The sequence below is a fragment of the Aminiphilus sp. genome (genome assembly GCF_029975095.1).
Taxonomy (GTDB): Bacteria; Synergistota; Synergistia; order Synergistales; family Aminiphilaceae; genus Aminiphilus.
Map to the genome: position 1 here is coordinate 1 of NZ_JARKPW010000127.1, position 16,595 is coordinate 16,595.

At 62.2% G+C, this 16,595-nt stretch carries 15 protein-coding genes; 3 read left to right on the plus strand and 12 right to left on the minus strand.

Annotation, left to right across the window (positions count from 1 at the left end; genetic code table 11):
- Positions 1-212 precede the first annotated feature (212 nt).
- A complete protein-coding gene (locus tag Q1K49_RS07660) occupies positions 213-1,376 on the minus strand; it encodes an HD-GYP domain-containing protein (protein WP_300524693.1) in 1,164 nt (387 codons plus the stop codon).
- 37 nt (positions 1,377-1,413) lie between these two features.
- Positions 1,414-1,704, minus strand: a complete 291-nt coding sequence (locus Q1K49_RS07665) for a hypothetical protein (protein ID WP_300524696.1) — start codon at positions 1,702-1,704, stop codon at positions 1,414-1,416.
- A 327-nt stretch (positions 1,705-2,031) separates the two neighbouring features.
- Here Q1K49_RS07665 and Q1K49_RS07670 point away from each other — a divergent pair, with 327 nt between their 5' ends.
- Both Q1K49_RS07670 and Q1K49_RS07675 read left to right on the plus strand, forming a co-directional pair.
- On the plus strand, positions 2,032-3,699 hold the full coding sequence (locus Q1K49_RS07670; RefSeq protein WP_300524697.1) for a 5'-nucleotidase C-terminal domain-containing protein: 1,668 nt from the start codon (positions 2,032-2,034) through the stop codon (positions 3,697-3,699).
- A 249-nt stretch (positions 3,700-3,948) separates the two neighbouring features.
- Entirely contained in the window at positions 3,949-4,296 is a 348-nt protein-coding gene (locus tag Q1K49_RS07675; RefSeq protein ID WP_300524698.1) for a (2Fe-2S) ferredoxin domain-containing protein, read from the plus strand.
- Between the two features lie 238 nt (positions 4,297-4,534).
- Here Q1K49_RS07675 and Q1K49_RS07680 read toward each other — a convergent pair whose 3' ends face one another.
- The 10 genes from Q1K49_RS07680 to Q1K49_RS07725 all read right to left on the minus strand — a co-directional run bounded on the left by Q1K49_RS07680 (position 4,535) and on the right by Q1K49_RS07725 (position 14,557).
- A complete protein-coding gene (locus tag Q1K49_RS07680) occupies positions 4,535-5,374 on the minus strand; it encodes a class I SAM-dependent methyltransferase (RefSeq protein WP_300524700.1) in 840 nt (279 codons plus the stop codon).
- Between the two features lie 50 nt (positions 5,375-5,424).
- Positions 5,425-6,699 (minus strand): TRAP transporter large permease, encoded by a 1,275-nt coding sequence (locus tag Q1K49_RS07685; RefSeq protein WP_300524702.1) that lies wholly within the window; start codon positions 6,697-6,699, stop codon positions 5,425-5,427.
- Positions 6,693-7,187 carry a TRAP transporter small permease gene (locus tag Q1K49_RS07690; RefSeq protein ID WP_213693353.1) on the minus strand — a complete coding sequence of 165 codons (495 nt, stop codon included), beginning with the start codon at positions 7,185-7,187 and terminating at the stop codon, positions 6,693-6,695. The genes Q1K49_RS07685 and Q1K49_RS07690 overlap by 7 nt, the downstream gene beginning before the upstream one ends.
- Positions 7,177-8,157 (minus strand): DctP family TRAP transporter solute-binding subunit, encoded by a 981-nt coding sequence (locus Q1K49_RS07695; RefSeq protein WP_300524705.1) that lies wholly within the window; start codon positions 8,155-8,157, stop codon positions 7,177-7,179. The genes Q1K49_RS07690 and Q1K49_RS07695 overlap by 11 nt, the downstream gene beginning before the upstream one ends.
- Before the next feature lie 321 nt (positions 8,158-8,478).
- A complete protein-coding gene (locus tag Q1K49_RS07700) occupies positions 8,479-9,651 on the minus strand; it encodes a pyridoxal phosphate-dependent aminotransferase (protein WP_300524708.1) in 1,173 nt (390 codons plus the stop codon).
- The gene (locus Q1K49_RS07705; RefSeq protein WP_300524711.1) at positions 9,648-10,346 is read right to left on the minus strand and encodes a GntR family transcriptional regulator; all 699 of its coding nucleotides are present in this window, start codon (positions 10,344-10,346) and stop codon (positions 9,648-9,650) included. The genes Q1K49_RS07700 and Q1K49_RS07705 overlap by 4 nt, the downstream gene beginning before the upstream one ends.
- A gap of 6 nt (positions 10,347-10,352) precedes the next feature.
- Positions 10,353-11,654, minus strand: a complete 1,302-nt coding sequence (gene larA / locus Q1K49_RS07710) for a nickel-dependent lactate racemase (RefSeq protein WP_300524713.1) — start codon at positions 11,652-11,654, stop codon at positions 10,353-10,355.
- Between the two features lie 13 nt (positions 11,655-11,667).
- On the minus strand, positions 11,668-12,951 hold the full coding sequence (locus tag Q1K49_RS07715; RefSeq protein ID WP_300524715.1) for a TRAP transporter large permease: 1,284 nt from the start codon (positions 12,949-12,951) through the stop codon (positions 11,668-11,670).
- 1 nt (position 12,952) lies between these two features.
- Positions 12,953-13,438, minus strand: a complete 486-nt coding sequence (locus Q1K49_RS07720; protein ID WP_300524716.1) for a TRAP transporter small permease — start codon at positions 13,436-13,438, stop codon at positions 12,953-12,955.
- A gap of 126 nt (positions 13,439-13,564) precedes the next feature.
- A complete protein-coding gene (locus Q1K49_RS07725; protein WP_300524717.1) occupies positions 13,565-14,557 on the minus strand; it encodes a DctP family TRAP transporter solute-binding subunit in 993 nt (330 codons plus the stop codon).
- Between the two features lie 623 nt (positions 14,558-15,180).
- Between Q1K49_RS07725 and Q1K49_RS07730 the strand changes: the two genes are divergently transcribed.
- The coding region (locus Q1K49_RS07730; RefSeq protein ID WP_300524720.1) for an FAD-linked oxidase C-terminal domain-containing protein at positions 15,181-16,595 on the plus strand (1,415 nt) is incomplete at its 3' end.

Sequence of the window (16,595 nt, forward strand, 5' to 3'; positions counted from 1 at the left end):
CCTTGCGTGAGTCCAGGGTTTCTTTTCTCTCCGGGGGACATGGAAGCGCGGTCTTCCCTCACCCCGGCAGAATACGGGACAGGTTGTCCTCCCGGAGGAGGGATGCGACGCGGGGGCACCGGTGTCGGACCGGTTCCCGACGGTTGCTCCTGCCTTTGCGGAAGTTCCCGGCGGAACGGGGTAGGGTGTTGCCTTCCGGAAAAATCTTCCCGTCAGGAGAGGGGGATCTTTCCCAGATCGCCCAGAATGGAGACGACCCGGAGATCAGCCCGGCCGCTCAAATCCAGCACGGAGGTGGCGATCTGCATTCCCGCCATGTCGTGCCAGCTTGCCTCCGAAACGAGCACCCGGGGACGCATCAAATCGCGTCCCGCAGAGGCGAGGACGATGCCGACCCGTCCGTCGGAGAGTTCCACCACCGAGCCGGGAGGAAAGAGGCCGATGGCGGCGAGCAGGGTCCGGACGATGTGCGGGTCGAAATGATCCCCCGCGTGGTCCACGAGGAGGTTGAGCGCCTGGCGTTTTGCGGAAGGCTCCTTGTAGACCCGTTTGGAGGTGAGGGCGTCGAAGACGTCCGCCACCGCGCCGACCCTTCCGAGAACAGGGATCTCACTGCCCTGCAGGCGGTCGGGATAGCCGCCCCCCTGCCAGCGTTCGTGGTGGGAACGGATGACGCTCAGGATGAGGGAATCCGTCACGCCGCCCCGTCGGGCCAGTTCCTCTCCCCAGAGGGCGTGGTTCCGCATGACGGAGAACTCCCGGTCGTCCAGTTTGGCGGGCTTGTTCAGGATCTCCAGGGGGACCCTCGCCTTGCCCAGGTCGTGAAGAAGCCCCCCCGTGGTGGCCGCTTCCACCAGGTCCGGCTGGTCGGGAAAAAGCCTGGAGGCGAGAAAACCCGTGAGAAGCGCCACGTTGAGGGAGTGCACGTAGGTGTACTCGTCGGCGTCCCGTACCGCCGCGAGGGAAAAAAGAATCTGCGGCGTCCGGGAGAGTTCCCGGGCGAGAAGGCGCCCCGTGGCGGTGAGGGCCGTGAGATCCTCCTCGGCCCCTCCGGTCTCGTACATGCGTTCAAAGACCTCGCCGATCTGGCGCACGGTCTTCATCGCAAGTTCCGGATCCACTCGGGCTATTGGAATCTCACCCTGGCGGAGCAGGTGCTCCAGTTCCTCCACGGAAACGGAGAGTTCCTCCCGAACGAGGAGCGTGTCCACGCCCTGTCGCAGCAGGTTTTCCGAGACCGCCGCCGCATCCCCGTTCCAGGGATAGACCGATCCTCTCGGAAGAAGGAGGGCCCCGTCCTTTCCCACCACGTCCTCGGCGAGAATTCCCCTGCATTGATGCATGTCCGAGACGGCAACGCGTCGCACCACGTACACCGGGACACACCCCCTCTTTCCGAAGCGCTTCTTCAAGTCATGTCGAGCGAAGAATCTTTTTTTTGAACACCATTGTAAAGATTTTGCGCTTTTTCTGCCAGAGCAGGAATGCTCTTTGAACAGAGGCCTTTTTGCCCAGCTGGAAGCGGTGTCTTTTGCCGGTCCTGTCGTGGTGTTCTCGAAAAGCAACGAAGCGGATTGCCTTGCGTTGTTCCGGCGAGTGCGTCGACGTTTTTTCGTCGTGTGCGTCAGGTGGTGAAAGGGCTGTCATGGCGAGCGGCGGCCGGGTGTGAGTTGTGTGCGCCACGTGGTGCAAAAAGGTTCTCATGGTGTTCGGCGGCCGTCTGGAGCGATGAGCCGCACTTTGCCAGGAGTTCCTTTTTGTGTTCGAGTGACAGATTGCTGTCAGGGGCGGATGCCCCGCGGCATTTCATTTCTCTTGCGGCGCAGGGTATTCGTCGGGCGCGTTCCCGGAATCCGCGGCGAGTGATGCGCCTCTTCGTCTATAATGGAATGAAACAGCGCGGCGAGGAGACATGCCCCCCGAAAGGCGAGGGCACGGTGCATCGAAGCAGTCCTGCGGTGGGGGTGCGGACTCTCTTCCGCGGGAAAGGGAATGTCCCCTCGCCCATTCGACATGAAGGAGGAGTGCGGCATGGCACGGAACACTCGGAGAGAGCAGTCGGGAACGGGCGCGTGCATTTCTGCGGAAAATGCGGCGCGCAGGGCGAAGGCGTCGGGAGGTCGTGCATGGAGGATCGGGATTGCGGCGGTCTTCCTCTTCGTCCTGTTGTGGGGAAGCGGCGCCGACGCGGCCCGGCTCACCATTCTCCACGTGAACGACACGCACGGGCACGCCTGGCCCTTCAATGCCGCGGGCGCGCCCGACGTGGGGGGCTTCGCGCCCATGGCCACGCTGGTGAAGGCCATTCGGGCCGAAGTCGAGGCCGCGGGAGGCCACGTGCTCTTTCTCCACGCCGGGGACATCAACACGGGCGTGCCGGAATCGGACATTCAGTCCGCCATTCCGGATATCGTGGCGCTCAACATGCTCGGCCTGGATGCCGTCACCCTCGGCAATCACGAGTTCGACAATGCCAGAGACACGCTCTACCGGCAGCGGCGTTTCGCCCGCTTTCCCTTTCTCGCCTCGAACATCGTGAGCGGCGACGAACTTCCCTTTGATGCACCTCTGATCAGGGAGTTCGGCGACGTGACCGTTGCGGTGTACGGTCTCACCACCGAATCCACACCCATTGCCACCGATCCGGAGAACACGAAGGGGCTTGTCTTCCGGAACGCTGCCGAGGTCTCCCGGGCGCTCGTGCCTGTTCTGGCGAAGAGCGCGGACGTGGTGGTGGCCCTGACCCACCTGGGATGGCCCGTCGGCGCCGAGGACGAGGGGGTCACCACCTCGAAATCCCTCGCCGAGGCGAAGATTCCCGGCCTCGACGTGATCGTGGACGGGCACTCCCACACCCTTTTCGACGACCTGCAGCGCGTGGGCGGTGCCATCGTCGTGCAGGCGGGAGCCTACGGGGAATATCTCGGGCGTCTGGATCTGGAGGTGGAGCAGGGCCGGATCATCGCCGCGACGTGGAAGGCTCTTCCCATCAACGTGAAAAAGGAGACAGGAAAGGACGCGGCGGGGAAGGCCGTCTACGGATTTGTGGCAGACCCTGTTCCCGCCGATCCGGAGGTCGCCGCGGCGCTGGACTATTTCGCCGAGGTCGGCTCCGAGGGGCTCGACAGAAAAGTGGGCGAGACGAAGATCCTGCTCGACGGCGAGCGCGACCATGTGCGGAGCGGCGAGACGAACCTCTCGCACCTCCTCACCGACGCCATGCGCTGGAAGACCAACGCCAGTGTGGCTTTTCTCAATGGTGGCGGCATCCGCGCCTCCATCCCCGAAGGGGACATCTCCTACCGAAGCGTGCTCACGGTGCTTCCCTTCGGGAACACCCTCTATACGCTCGATCTTTCCGGCGAGGACCTGCAGCGTTTCCTGGACTCCGCCGCGAAGGTCTCCGCGGGCAAAGGCGGCTTTCCCCATTTTTCGGGCCTGACCGCCACCTTCACGGATGGAACGGCCAGGGACGTTCTCGTGGACGGCAAGCCTCTCGACAAGGCGAAGCAGTACCGCTTCGTCACCCTGAGCTTCCTGGCGAACGGCGGGGACGGTTACTCGGTGCTCAGGGAAATCAAGGACGCGGTGGGGCGTGGCTACGACACGGGATACACGGATGCGAACGTTTTCGTGGACTACCTGAGCTACCTGGGCGTCGTGGAGAAGACGGCGGAGGAGCCGCGCATCCGCCGGTGACGGAGCGTTGTGCCGGTTCCGCGAGGACGTTGTTGTTCCGGCCTGTGGAGAAGCGCCTCGATGGCTCCGGTCATCTTCCGTTTCGAGAGGTCATACCCTGACCGGATGAAAAAGAAACGACGTTTCCGTATTTCCCACAATGCGCGAAACGCCACCACTCTCCAGAATAGTCGCATCTCCGAGGGAAGGACGGCATTCGGAGCGTTCCGGGCGCGAAGAGCGATGCGGAGATTCGGGGAGGTGGGAGTTGTGACGTACAAAGCGTGGGGCATTGCCGCAGTGGCAGTCCTCCTGTTTCTGGGGTCGGCTTTCGTCGGGATGGTCGGTCTCGTGCCGGCGGAGGCCGGCGCCGCGGAAAAACTTCTTGTGTGCGGTCCCTGTAGCGGGGCGTTTCTGTCTACGGCGTCCCGGGTCGTGGAGGAACTCGGATGTTCCGATCGGGTGGTCGTGGTGCGGTCGTCCTGTTTGGGACCCTGTTCGCAGGGGGTGGTCATCGCATTTCGCGGTGAGGTGTATTCCAACATGACGGAAGACCTTCTGCGGACGCTGCTGGAGGCGACGTTTTCCGACGATACCGACGCAAAGCCGGCAAACTGAAGGAAACAAGAGTTCCTTTATGTGCAATCCGGTTTGATCAAGAGGCAGATATGCATGCGCCGCACGGCCTCGCTATCGAGGGTCGTGCGGCGTTTTTCGACGCCGGATTTGTAATGTAAAGGAAGCTCTGAAGAAAGACCTTCCGCTTTTCCTTGACTCTCGGGTCGCATTAGCTCTGCGAGGCGCCTTGCGGGGCTGACGCAGCCTTGTTCAGAGGTTCCTAAAGTTTTTCCGCTTTTCAGGGTTTTCGAGCGATGATCGCCATTTCCTGCGACGTCTCCGAAAAGGGAGTGCCCGCCACGTCGGAGAGGAGATGTTTCACCACGAGGCCTCCGGACTCGAGTTCCCGGATCAGCGTCTCCGGGCTGAAATACTGGAGCCAGTTGTAGATCGCCCGGGTGCGCGACGGCTCCACGATGGTGTACTTGTCCAGAACGACCTTTTCGCGCTCATATTTGAAGACGTTCAGAAAGCCGTAATAGTCCTGCCGGGACCAGAATCCGTGCAGCAGGTTCTTTTCGCAGCGGATGGTTTCCTCCCGGAGGGCGAAGGCGTTCAGGGTGTAGGCATCGAGCAGGACGGCGCCTCCGGGGTTCAGGAGTGTCGTGAACTTCCGGACGAGGCCGTGCCGCTGTTCCGGACTGAGTGCGCAGAAATCGCACATGATCAGAAGGATCAGGTCGAAACGGTCCTCCGTCTCCAGATCGAGGTAGTTCTGTTGGATGTACCGGATCTGGAGCCCTTTTTCCACCGCCCTTTCCGCCGCGTAGCGAAGGGAGCGGGAGGAAAAGTCGATTCCCGTGACTCGGGCTCCCCGTTCGGCCAGTGCTGTGGTGTACAACCCTGGACCGCAGCCGAAGTCGGCGACGGAGGTAGTGGTGTTCACGCCGAACGTGGCGGCGATCCATGCCGAGGAGCGTTCGATGAAGACGTGTTTCCGCGAGGCGAGGTCGATCTCGGGGTTCAGGTGGTATTCAAGCATTTTCTCCGAAGTGTGTTCATCGGCCCACAGCTCTGGAGCCGTGTAGACTCCGAAGGGTGCAGGGCGCGTAAAAATTTCCCGCAGTGTGTCGAACATGAGCGGCCTCCTGTCGTGCGCAGAGGAATATCGTTGCATGGTATCGGTCGTCACCGGATGAACGCGTTGGGAAACCAGGTGACGAAGCCGGGGGCGAGTACAATGAGGACGAGCACCGCTGTCATGGCCGCGAGAAGTGGCGCGAGAAAGCGGAAGGAGTCCTCGTAGCGGACTCCCGCAATCTTGCAGGACGCGATGAGATCCACGCCGAGAGGGGGTGTGTTGGCCCCGATGGCGAGGTTCACGCAGACCATGACGCCCAGGTGAACGGGGTCGACGCCGAGCTGGTTGAGGATGGGCAGGAAGATGGGGAGCACGATGATGATAATGGCGATGGTCTCCATGAACATGCCCAACACGAGGAGGAGCAGGTTGAAGAGCAGCAGGACCACCCAGTAGTTGTTCGAGATGGCCAGGATGGCCGTTGCGACTTTCTGGGGAATGTCCTCGGCGGCGAGGATCCATCCGAAGAGGTTCGCCGCGGCGATGATGAAGAGAACGACCGCGCTGGTGCGCGCCACTTCCAGGGAGAGTTCGAGAACTCTCCGGGGTGTCACCTTCCGGTAGACGAACATGGCGAGAAAGAGTGCGTAGAGGGCTGCGACGCCGCCCGCCTCGGTGGCGGTGAAGATGCCCTTGAGAATGCCTCCCAGAATGATCACCGGGGCCAGCAGCGGAAGGGCTGCACCTCGGAGGGCGGCGAGACGCTCGTTCCAGCCGGCCTTCGGAAGGCGGGGATACTTTTCCCGCAGGGCGAAGAGGTAGGCGATGCCCATGAGGGCGCCTCCCGTGACGAGCCCCGGAAGAACACCGCCGAGGAAGAGTTTGCCGATGGAGGTGCCCATGGTCACGCCCAGAATGACCATGACGATGCTGGGGGGGATGATGGTTGCGAGGGCTCCGGAGCATCCCAGAAGCGCCGCGCTGAAGGGAGGGCGGTAGCCCTGTTCTTTCATGGCGGGAAGCAGGATGGAGCCGATGGCGGCCACGTCCGCCACTCCGGAGCCGGAGATGGCTCCGAAGAACATGCAGGACACGACCATGACCATGGCCATACCGCCGGGGATGTGTCCCACCAGGGTGGAGGCGAAGCGCATGATCCGGGGCGTGATGTCCCCTTCGGCCATGAGGCTTCCTGCGAGAAGAAAGAGCGGGATTGCGAGCAGGGTGAACGAATCCACTCCCACCACCATGCGCTGGGCCACCACGAGAAGTGGTACGGTGGACTCGAAGAGCAGGTAGGCCGCGCCGGAGGCGGCGATGGCGAAGGCGATGGGAATTCCAGCAGCGATGCCCAGGGCCATGACGGCGAGAAGGGTCAGCATGATCGCCTCCCGCCTTTCTCCGCGTTCCGCGGAAAGGGGAGAAAGCTCCGTACTCCCAGTCCGAGGAGCATGAGCAGACATCCCGCGGGAAAGGCGAGATAGAGCACGCCCGCAGGGAGTTGCAGCGTCGTGGTGCGCAGGGGCCAGGTGCGCAGTACCACCTCGTACCCCGAGACGAGCCCCACCACGAGAAAAGCCAGCACACCCCAGTTGCCGAGACAGGCGAGAATCCGGGCGACATGTCGCGGCAGGGCGTCCAGAACGAGGGTCACTCCCATGTGCTCGTTCCGGCGCAGGGCGGCACCGGCGCCGAGAAAGGTGATCCACACGAGGAGTGTCTGGGAGACCTCGGCGCCCCAGGGAAGGGGCACGTGGAAGAGGTAGCGCGCCCCCACCTCGATCACCACTTCCGCGAAGACGGCGAGAAGGGCGATGGAGAGAAGCCCCTCCACCGCCCGAAAGAGCCGGTTGACGAACTCAGTCGCCATATTCCCGGACGAGGTCCATCAGCTCCTTGCCGAAGACCCCCTCGTACTCGGCCCACACGGGCTGCACCGCCGCCTTGAAGGCTGCCTTGTCCACCTCGTTCACGAGCATTCCCTTGTCCCTCAGAAGAGTGAGGAACGTCTCCTCCTGAGACAGGATCTGACGTCGTTCCTCGTCGCGCCATTTGACGGCGAGGCGCTCCACCGTGGTCTTGTCCGCGTCGGAGAGCTTGTTCCACACGCTGTTGTTCACGCAGAGGAGCGCCGATCCCCAGATGTGTCCGCTCAAGGAGAGGTATTTCTGCACTTCGTAGAAGGCGCTGGAAGCGATGATCGCCAGGGGATTCTCCTGGGCGTCCACCACGCCCTGCTGGAGTGCCGTGTAGAGTTCGCCGAAGTTGATGGGCATGGGAGAGGAACCCAGGGTCTTGAAGGTATCCAGGCGCATCTTGTCCGGGGTTACCCGGATCTTGAGCCCTTCCATGTCCTTGGGGACGGCGATGGGGCCTCGGCTGTTGGTAATGTGACGGAAGCCGTTCTCCCACCAGGCCAGTCCCTTGATGCCCTTCTTGGCGAGGATGTCCAGGAGCATCGCGCCGATCCTGCCGTCCATGGCCTTGTAGGCCGTCTCGTGATCCTTCCACGCATAGGGCAGGGCTTCGATGCCGAATTTGGGATCCAGGGATTGGAAGGAACCACCGCCGATGAGGCCACCATCCACGGTTTGCAGGGTCAGACCTTCGATGACGTCCTTCTCGTTACCCAACTGTGCGCCGGGATAAATCTTCACCACCACCCGCCCTTCGGTCTCCTTCGCCACGTCCTCGGCGAAGCCTGTGAGGCACACATTCCAGGCGTGGTCCTGATTCAGTACGTGTCCGATCTTGATCTCCACCGCCCCGAAGGCCGCCGAGGTGAAAAGCGTTGCCAGAAGCAGTGCCGTCGCCATAATGCTCATGCGTTTCGTCGTCATGATGGTTTTCGACCTCCCTCGAATCACGTCGCAGGTTTCCTGCGCGTCCGTACCGAAATATCCTCGGCACCGCTTTCGGGGATTCCACGGGTGCGAAGGATCTCTTTCGCCACCGTACTCCCCGGTCTTTTTCGTCGTCGTTCCACTGCGCCGCTCTTTCCGCTCTCCTGGGGCCACCTCCCGAGATGCCGCTTTTCCGCCTGCGTCGCACGCCCCGATGGAGGAATTCCTATCGGAGAGCAGACCAAAAAGAAACACGTGTTTCGTAAAGGCAACGTTGATGAAGCATACTCCCCTTCTCTACCCCGTGCAAGCGTGTTCTCACAGGGCTGATATGGCGGCGGCGATGCGGCGCATTCCCTCCTCCACGTCCTCCAGGGAGCGGCAGTAGGCGATGCGCACGAAATCGGGGGCGCCGAAGACGCTTCCCGGCACGATGGCCACACCGGCCTCTTCAAGAATGTACCGGCAGAACTCTCCATCGGGCATGCCGAAACGCCGTACCGAGGGGAAGGCGTAGAACGCGCCCTGGGGTACGGTGAACTCCATGCCGGGGATGCGTCGAAGCGCCTCGACGACGGCGTCGCGCCGCCGCCGGTATTCGGCGATCATGGTCCGCACGTCCTCTTCCGCGGAACGGAATGCCTCGGCCACACCCGCCTGGGCGAAGCTGCATGCGCAGGTGGAGAGGTTCTGGTGCACCTTCACGGCGTAGGGTTTGACGGCGGCGGGAAGGTGGGCGTAGCCGACGCGCCATCCCGTCATGGAGAACGCCTTGGATGCGGCGTTGATGGTGACGGTGCGCTCCCGCATGCCCGGAAGGCTTGCCATGCTCACGTGTGTGCCGTCGTAGAGGAATTTCTCGTAGCATTCGTCGGCGATGACCAGGAGGTTCCGTTCCGCAGCGAGAGTTGCGAGTGCCTCGAGATCGCTCCGGTGGAGAATCGCCCCGGAAGGATTGTTCGGCGTGTTGAGAAGAAGAATGCGGCTTTTCGGGGAGAGTGCCGCCGCGACGTCCTCCACCTGGAGGCGGAAATCCTTCTCGAGGCGGCAGGGAACGGGAACGAGCACGCCTTCGGCGAGGGAGATTTGATCCGCGTAGGCGGGAAAGAAGGGGGCGGGGACGAGCACCTCCTCGCCTGGTTCGAGGACGGTGAGGAAAGTCATCATCAGGGCCTCGATGGCGCCTGCAGTGACCACGATCTCTCTTGCCGGGTCCGCGTCGAGGCCGTTTTCACGGCGGAGCTTGTCCGCGATAGCGCAGCGCAGTTCCTCCGTTCCCGCCATGTCCGTATAGTGGACGTCCCGAGCCTCCAACGCGGCTTGGGCGGCTCGAACGGCGCAGTCTGGGGAGGCGAAGTCGGGGCGTCCGATCTCCATGTGGATGACGGAGCGCCCGGCCTTCTCCAGTTCTGTGGCGCGGGCGAGAATCTCCCGGATGCCTCCTTCCAGAGGAATGGTTCGCATGCGGCTTGCAGGGCGAAATGCGTTCACGATGGGGCAACCTCCTCTCGAAGTCTCTGTCCCGGGAGATCTTCCGGTGTGTCCGTGGGAAGAACCTCCCGGATGCGTTTTTCCACGCAGTGGAGATGACGGAGCATGGCGTTTTTTGCTGCGGCGGGATTGCCGGAGCGAAGAGCCGTGACGATCTCCTCGTGTTCTTTCAGGGCCAATGCCACGGGGGCGCCGAGGGTTCTGCTGAGGGCGAGGAGAAGCGAGACCTTGGCGTTGATGCGGGAGACGAACTCGGCGAAGAGAGAATTGCCGGACATCTCCGCGAGATAGGTGTGGAACATGCGGTCGTTCGCGGCGGTGAGCGCTCCGTCCTGGGCGTGGAGGGCCATCTTTTCGTTCCAGATGAGGTGTTCCAGGCGGTTCAGGTGGAGCTCGTTCACGGCGGCGCAGGCGAGCTCCATTACCGTTCCTTCGATGGTGCGGCGTGCCACGAAGGTTTCTTCCAGATCCTGCAGGGTGAGGACGGGAACCTGGAGCGTTCGGTCCTCCCGGGAGGCCGCAAGCCCCTCCGCGACGAGTCGCGTGAGGGCTCCCCGGACGGGAGTGCGGCTGATCTCGAGCCGAGCCGAGAGCGTCTCTTCCAGAAGGGGGGTTCCCGGTTCGAGGATTCCCTGGAGGATCTGGTTTTTGATGGTGAAATAGGCCCATTCGGTAAGGTTTCTTCGGGGATGCACGATCGATCATCCGTCCTTTCGTGGTGCGTCGGCGGAGGTGCGCCGGGGAAGAGGAAGACTCTTCGGGGCGTCGGGAAGGACGAGGACGCTCCCCGAGGGATGTCGGACCAAAGCGGCGTCGAGTGCTTCCTGAAGTGTAGCATACGGGGTGAGCGATGCTCGCCGTGCCGTCTCCGCCGGGAGCCCCCTGGTCACCACGGAGACACGGGCTTTCTCCAGGACGAGGGCCTGGGCGAAGGCCGCCGCCCCCGCGAGGAGGTTGTTCGTCTCGCCTTTCTCCAGGCGCCGGAGGATGTCCTCTGTCGAGAACCCGAGCAGCTCCGCGAATTCCCGATGTTCTCCCGTACCTTCGTCCATGGAGGCGACGAGGATGATCTCTCCGTCGGGGCGGAGAGGTAGTTCCGCCGCGTAAAGAGCCTTCCCCGCCTGCCAGAGGTCCCGGTCCTCCGGATGGGCTCCGGCGATGACGATGTCCGCCTCCGGAACGGACGTGCCGAAGAGACGTAGGGCTTTCTCCACTCCGAGCCGGTGGGCGTGTACGGGATCTCCCGCTACGAGATCCGCCACGGCTCCGTCGGCATTGACGAGGACGTTCACGAGAAACTGTAGCCCCGCGAGGCGTGCTGCCTCGTCCATCTCCCGCCTGGCCGCGTTGTCCGGAGCACCGAGGCGGATCGAAGCATCACGGGTGACGCGGAGATGCATGGCCGCGATCGCCTCCAGGGAAGAGACTCCGGGAAGGACGATCTTGCCTCCTCCGGACCAGCCGCAGTAGCGGTGGGGAAGGATGCTTCCCACGGCGAGGACGAGATCCGCCGCCTTGACCAGCGGATTTACCCGAAGAGCGGTTCCCGCCGACGTGACGCCCACGGAGACGAGATGTCCTCCGGGGTCGTGGCTCACCGAAGCGACGGACCGGGCCACACGCTCTCCGACCTTCGCGGTGACCTCCCGGGGTGACAGTGCACGGTGGGAACCCGTGGCGAAGAGGATCGTCACCGCCTCCTCGTAGACACCTCCCTGGGCCAGTTCCCGGAGCAACGGAGGAAGGATGCGGTCCGCAGGCGTGTCCCGGGTGAGATCGTCGCAGAGGATGAGCACGGAGCGTGCTCCCCGGGCGAGTTCCCGAAGGGGTGGTGTTCCCGTGGGATGGAGCAGTGTCTCCCGGAGACATTCCTCGAGATGTGCCAGCGGCGGCGCCGTGCTGGAGGGAAAAACTCCGAGAAGGCGTTCTCCGGGGAGTGTCGCGGCGATTCTTCCTTCGCCGTAGGGTATCCGGAACGTGTGCGGAATGCCGGTATCCTTCACGGGAGCCTCTCCGCTACCGCAGCAACAGTTGCACCAGCCCCATGCTCACGCCGGGGACGTAGGTGAAGAGAAGAAGGCACCCGATCATGGCAAGAATGAAGGGAAAGACGTTCCGGGAGATGCGCTCTATGTTCACTCCGGAGACCGCCGAGGCGACGAAAAGATTCGCGCCGTAGGGAGGTGTGACGAATCCCGTTGCCAGGGCAACGGTCATGACCAGGCCGAAATGCACCGGATCCACCCCCATTCGGGTTACCACGGGGAGGAGGATGGGCGTGAGGATGATCATGGAGGAGATGTTGTCCACGAAACAGCCCACCACGAGCAGAAGTCCGTTGATGAGGAGCAGCACGAGCGCCGGAGAGGTGGCCATGCTCGTGAACCATTCGCCGATGCGCAGGGGGATCTGCTCCATGGCGAGGTAGCTTGCGAAGGACATGGAGAGGCCGATCATAAAGGTGGTGGCGCCGTTCACGAGGGTGGCATCCTTGAACGCGGCGTAGAGATTGGCGAAGTCGAGTTCCTTATAAATGAAACGTCCCACGAGAAGGGCGTAGACCACTGCCACCACGGCTGCCTCGGTGGGGGTGAAGATGCCTCCGTAGATGCCTCCCAGGATGATCACGGGAACCATGAGAGCCCAGACCGACTCCTTGAAGGAAGCCCAGAGGCTCTTGCGAGGTCCTTCCTTGGCGGAGGCGGCGAAACCTTTCTTTCGTGCGATGATGTAGGAGACGCCCATGAGTGCGCAGCCGATGACGATGCCCGGAACGATGCCCGCCATGAAGAGCTCTCCCACCGAGGCTCCGGAGACGACGCCGAAGATGACGAAAGGAATGCTCGGAGGAATGATGACGCCGATGGATCCCGCCGCGGCGGTGAGTGCCGCCGCGAAGGCGTCGTCGTAGCGGCGGGCGTGCATGGCTGGGATCATGAAGGATCCGATGGCGGACACCGTGGCAGGTCCCGATCCGGAGATGGCGGCGAAGAACATGCACGCCACCACGGTCACCATGGCGAGTCCGCCTGTAATGAAGCCAACGAGACCTTCCGCGAGGGCTACCAGACGACGCGAGATACCCCCGTAGCTCATGAGGGATCCCGCGAGCATGAAGAAGGGAATGGCCAACAGGGGAAAGGAATCGAGAGCGGCGAAAGCGTTCTGGGCGATGAGAATGAGAGGAATGTCGCTCGTTGTGGCCAGGGTCAGGGCTGTAGCGAGTCCCAGAGCGATACCGATGGGAATGCTGCAGGTGAGAAAGAACGTGAGAGAACCGAAGAGCACCAGAATGTCCATGTCAGGACACCTCCTCCTTTGAGGCGAGGGTACGGAAGAGGTCGTGCAGTTCCTCCAGCAGGCGGATCGCCATGAGAATGCACCCCGCCGGGACCGCTGCGTAGGCGTACCCCATGGGAATGCGCATGGCTGGCGAAACCTGTCCCCGGAGGAAGAGGATGGAGGTCAGCTCCGTTCCCTTGTAGGCGAGAAAAACGCTGAAGCCGAACCACACGAGGAGTACCGCCATCTCTCCGAGGATACGGGAGCGCCCCCGCAGGGCGTTCAGAAGCATTTCGATCCGGAGATGGCGCCGTTCCTTGACGGCAAAACTCGCACCGATCCAGATTTGCCAGAGGAAGAGATAGCGGGCGAGTTCCTCGCTCCATGAGAGGGATTGCTGAAACACGTAGCGCATGACAACCTGAAGAAAGACGAGCGCCACCGAAAAGGCGAGGCTGCCCACGAGAAGGTATTCCTCGAAGTGGTTCCATATCTTCCTGACCATGGCATGTCTCCTTTTGCGCGGATTGCGGGAGAAGAACCGGAACGCCCGGTGGGGCGTTCCGGCGACGAGGTGCCCGGGTCGATCTTCGTGGTCGGGGGTGTGATGTGCGCCGACGCCCCTGCGGGTTTACTGGTTAGCCTTCTTGGCCAACTCGATGAGGTCCTCGCCGAGTTTGTCCTTGAATTCGTCGTAGACGGAAAGTGTGGCCTGAATGAAAAGATCCTTCTCTTCGGAGGTCAGCTCGTTGACTTCCATGCCCGTCTTCTTGAGTGCCTCGATCATCTCCTGGTCCTGCTGATCCGAGAGCTTGCGCTGTGCGTCGCGGTACCGTGCCGCGCCTTCGACGAGGACCTGCTTGAGATCGTCCGGAAGCTTCGAGAAGAAGCCGTCGTTGATCAGCACTGCCGTGGCGGCGTAGACGTGCCCTGTAAGTGAGTAGTATTTCTGGACCTCGTAGAACTTGGAGGTGTAGACGAGAGGAATGGGATTTTCCTGGGCGTCCACGGTTCGTTGCTGCAGGGCCGTGTAGAGTTCGCCGAAGCTGATGGGCGTGGGGTTGGCGCCGAGAGCCCGGAAGGTGGCCATGTGCACGGGGTTCTCCATGGTGCGGATTTTGAGCCCCTTGAGGTCCTCCGGCTTGGTGATGGGACCTCGGTTGTTCGATGTGTGGCGGAAGCCGTTCTCCGCGTAGGCGAGGTTGCGGATGCCCAGCGTGAGAAGCTGTTCGTTCAGTTTCTGCCCGAGTTCGCCGTCGAGGGCGTTGTAGGCGGCCTGTTTGTCCTTGAAGAGGAAGGGAAGGTCGAAGACCTGAAACTTGGGCTCGAACCCCGAGAGAACTGCCACGGCTGGGATCGTCATGTGGATCGTTCCGAGCTGGACGCCTTCGATGGCCTGGCGGTCGCCGCCGAGCTGGCCGTTGGGGTAGAGTTCCACCGTGATGCGCCCCTGGGACGCCTCTTCCACATAGGGCTTGAAGACATCTTTGGCTGCGATGTGGGTGGACTGTGTCTCCGGAACCACATACGCGAGCTTGATCTTGTAGGTGTCCGCCGCCATGGCTGTTCCGGCCGCGAGAAGAGCGGCGACAAGCAGGGCCGCCGTCAACCATTTCCGCAACATGTGCATACCTCCTTGCATCACAATGCACAGGCGCTTTTGCTCCGCCCCGGTTCCGGCGAAGTGCGCTCCGCACGGCGGAAAGCCGTGCACGAACCATCCCAGGCGCGCTTTCTCCGTCTCTTCTGCGTCCCGGCTTCGGCATCAGCTCCTTCAATTCTCCTCGATTTAGTGCATACCGTATGCAGGAAATGACCGAGGCTGAATTAGGATTTGAGTAGAGAAAATATAGCATATTCGGAGGAATTTGGGAAATGATACATGGACACAAAAGCGGCTTTCCTGTATAACTTGATTTGGGACTCCTGCTCCGTAACGAAAACTTTTGCCCCGTTTCGTCAGCGTTTCCGTAGTATGCTCTACACGCTCGAACGCGCTTGTTCCAAGAGAAACGCAGTATGCTCCACGAAGACAAACCGGGGCGGCGATGTCTCGTCCTGGAAGCCGTGAAAATGGACCGAACTCTTTGAGGAGTTCAGATGTATCCAATAAGCTCGTGGACCGGAGGGGCGGGGGAGCGAAGAGGAAGATTGTCCGATCTCCGGGGGCCGGGAGACGGAACGAAGGGCTGCTCGTGCCGAAAGTGTTGCCGCGCACGTAATCCTTGTGAAGAGAGGAGCCTTTTCATGTCGAAAACCGCTTATGCGCCGGTCACTTCCGAGACGGTGCGATGTCTCCGGGAGATCCTGGGTGAACGCAACGTGACCGTCGAGGAGGAGAAACGCCTTGTCTATTCCCGAGACGAAGTGGCGGCGCATCTCTGGCACCGCCCGCACCTCGCGGAGGCGGTGCTCTGTCCCGAGACCACCGAGCAGGTGAGTGCCCTTCTCTCTTTCGCGAACGAGCGGCGCATTCCCGTGACACCCCGGGGAGCCGGCACGGGGCTCTCCGGCGGCGCCGTTCCCGCCTGCGGCGGCATCATCCTCTCCTTCGAGAAGATGAACCGCATTCTCGAAGTGGACACGGAGAACCTCACTATCACCGTCGAACCCGGTGTGGTGACGGCGGACATCAACCGCGCCGCCGCAAGGGAAGGCCTGCTCTATGCGGGAGATCCCTGCAGCGGCGACGCCTCCTTCATCGGCGGCAACGTGGCGGAGAACGCCGGAGGTAACAAGGTGATCAAGTACGGCCCCACCGGCGCGTCGGTGCTCGCCCTGGAGGCGGTGCTCGCGGACGGTTCCGTCACCTGGTTCGGCGGCAAACGCCGCAAGGACGTGACGGGCTACGACTTCGCGCACCTCCTCGTGGGCTCCGAGGGGACGCTCGCGGTGATCACCAAAATCGTCCTCAAGCTCCTTCCCCTTCCCTCCAGGGTAGTGGACCTTCTCGTTCCTTTTCGGGACGTGGAGACGGCCATGCGTTTCGTTCCTCGCATCATGACCGAGGGAAAGATTCTCCCCTCCTCCATCGAGTTCATGGACCGCCGGTCCATCCTTTTGGTGGAACGCTATCTGAACACCACCATGCCATGTCACGAGGCGGAGGCGCATCTCATCATTCAGCTCGAAGGCGGGGGCACATCAATTCTGGCCGATGACTACGAGCGGGTTGGTGACCTGTGCCTTGCCCACGGGGCTCTCGAAGTCTTCGTAGCGGACAACCGGAACACGCGGGAGAAACTGTGGAAGGCGAGAAAATCCGTTGCCGAGGCTACCTGGGCCTACGCTCCCGTCCAGGTGATCAACGAGGACATCGTGGTTCCCACCAGCGCTGTTGCCCCCCTCATGGGAGGGCTCGCGGCGATCACCCGGGAACGGGACATTTCCCATGTGGCCTACGGGCATGTCGGGGACGGCAACATGCACGTCTCCCTCTACCTCGAAGAGGAAAACGCTTCCTGGGAAGTGCTTCTCGAAAGGGCCAGGGGGGATCTCTACGCACTGGTGCGGGAACTCGGCGGGACACTCACGGGAGAACACGGGGTCGGGTTGAAGCGTCGCGACTATGTTCCCCTCTTTCTCGACGAGGCGCAAATGGCCCTCATCCGTCGGGTCAAGCTCGCCTTCGACCCCAACAATATCCTCAATCCCGGCAAGAT